General features: G+C 66.5%; 1 protein-coding gene. It reads left to right on the top strand.

Going from position 1 to position 1,503, the window contains the following annotated elements; translation table 11 throughout:
• Nucleotides 1-228: 228 nt before the first annotated feature.
• On the top strand, nt 229-1,449 hold the full coding sequence (locus ACYVPE_RS39750; protein ID WP_461038719.1) for an IS110 family RNA-guided transposase: 1,221 nt from the start codon (nt 229-231) through the stop codon (nt 1,447-1,449).
• Nucleotides 1,450-1,503: the final 54 nt, after the last annotated feature.

Genomic DNA, 1,503 nt, shown 5'->3' with positions numbered 1-1,503 from the left:
TTCCATACCTTTCTTCATGTGGGTTTGAGCTGGTCCTTCGTAAGATCAGCGGACCCGGGGACCCTGGGGGTGGCTGTCATGGTTTAGCCGATGTTGTGGCTTGGAGAGATTGGCCGCCCAGGGTCCCGCGACGACTCGGCCACTCATTGGGATACGCGAACTGCATCGCTTCGTATGGACACGTCGGCGAGGTCGTCTGCTGGGACATGTACAGATACGACTTCGGAGGTGGCCGTGCCCGAACTGTGGGCCGGTACGGATGCGGGCAAGGCCGAGCATCACTGCACGGTGATCGACAAGGACGCCACGGTGTTCCTCACCCGACGGGTGCCCAACAGCGAGACCGAGCTGCTGGAACTCCTCGGCGACGTCCTGGAATTGGCCAAGGGCGAGCCGGTGACCTGGGCGGTGGACCTCAACGCCGGCGGTGCCGCACTGTGGATCGCCCTGCTGGTCAACCACGGGCAGAAGCTGCTCTACATCCCTGGCCGCACCGTCCACCACGCGTCCGCCGCCTACCGCGGCAGCGGGAAGACGGACGCGAAGGACGCCTTCGTCATCGCCGACACCGCCCGCATGCGCCGCGACCTGCAGCCGTTGCAGGCCACCAGCGAGATCGCGGTCGACCTGAAGATCCTCACCGCGCGACGCATGGACTTGTCCGCCGACCGCACGAGAGCGATCAACCGACTCCGCGCGCAGATGCTGGAGTACTTCCCCGCCCTGGAGCGGTCCTTCGACTACAGCACCTCCAAGACGGCACTCATCGTGCTCACGAAGTACCAGACCCCCGCGGCCCTGCGCAGGGTGGGCCGGGCCCGCCTGGCCACCTGGCTGAAGAACCATGGAGTGCGCACCTTCACCACCGCGAAGAACGCCGCGGACGCGGCCGTGACCGCCGGTGAGGCCCAGCACACCGTGGTGCCCGGGGAGAAGACCGCCGCGAAGATGGTCCACACCATCGCGAGGGAGGTGATGGCCCTCGACCAGGAGATCGCGGAACTCGAAGCCCTGATCGAGGGCCGGTTTCGCGAGCATCCCGACGCCGAGGTGATCACTTCCATGCCCGGCATCGGCGACATGCTCGGCGCCGAGTTCGTCGCCGCCACCGGCGGCGACATGAGCGCCTTCAGCAGCCCCAACCGCCTCGCCGGCGTCGCCGGACTCGCCCCGGTGCCCCACGACTCGGGCAAGGTCTCCGGCAACCTGCGCAGGCCACGGCGTTACAGCCGACGGCTCCTGCGAATGTTCTACATCTCGGCCCAGGTCGCCGCCATCCACTGCCCTGAATCCCAGCGGTTCTACCAACGCAAACGAGCTGAGGGAAAGAACCACAAGCAGGCCGTCCTCGCCCTGGCCAGACGGCGCCTCAACGTGCTCTGGGCACTCATACGCGACCACCGCACCTTCGAGGCAACCATCCCCAGCGTCGGCTCCGCAACGACATGACGCCATCACGGGACGTCACCGACCCGGCTTGACAATGTCATTGGGAATCTCTCC

It is taken from the genome of Streptomyces mayteni, assembly GCF_054783955.1.
This window is presented reverse-complemented; position numbering and strand designations above follow the sequence as displayed.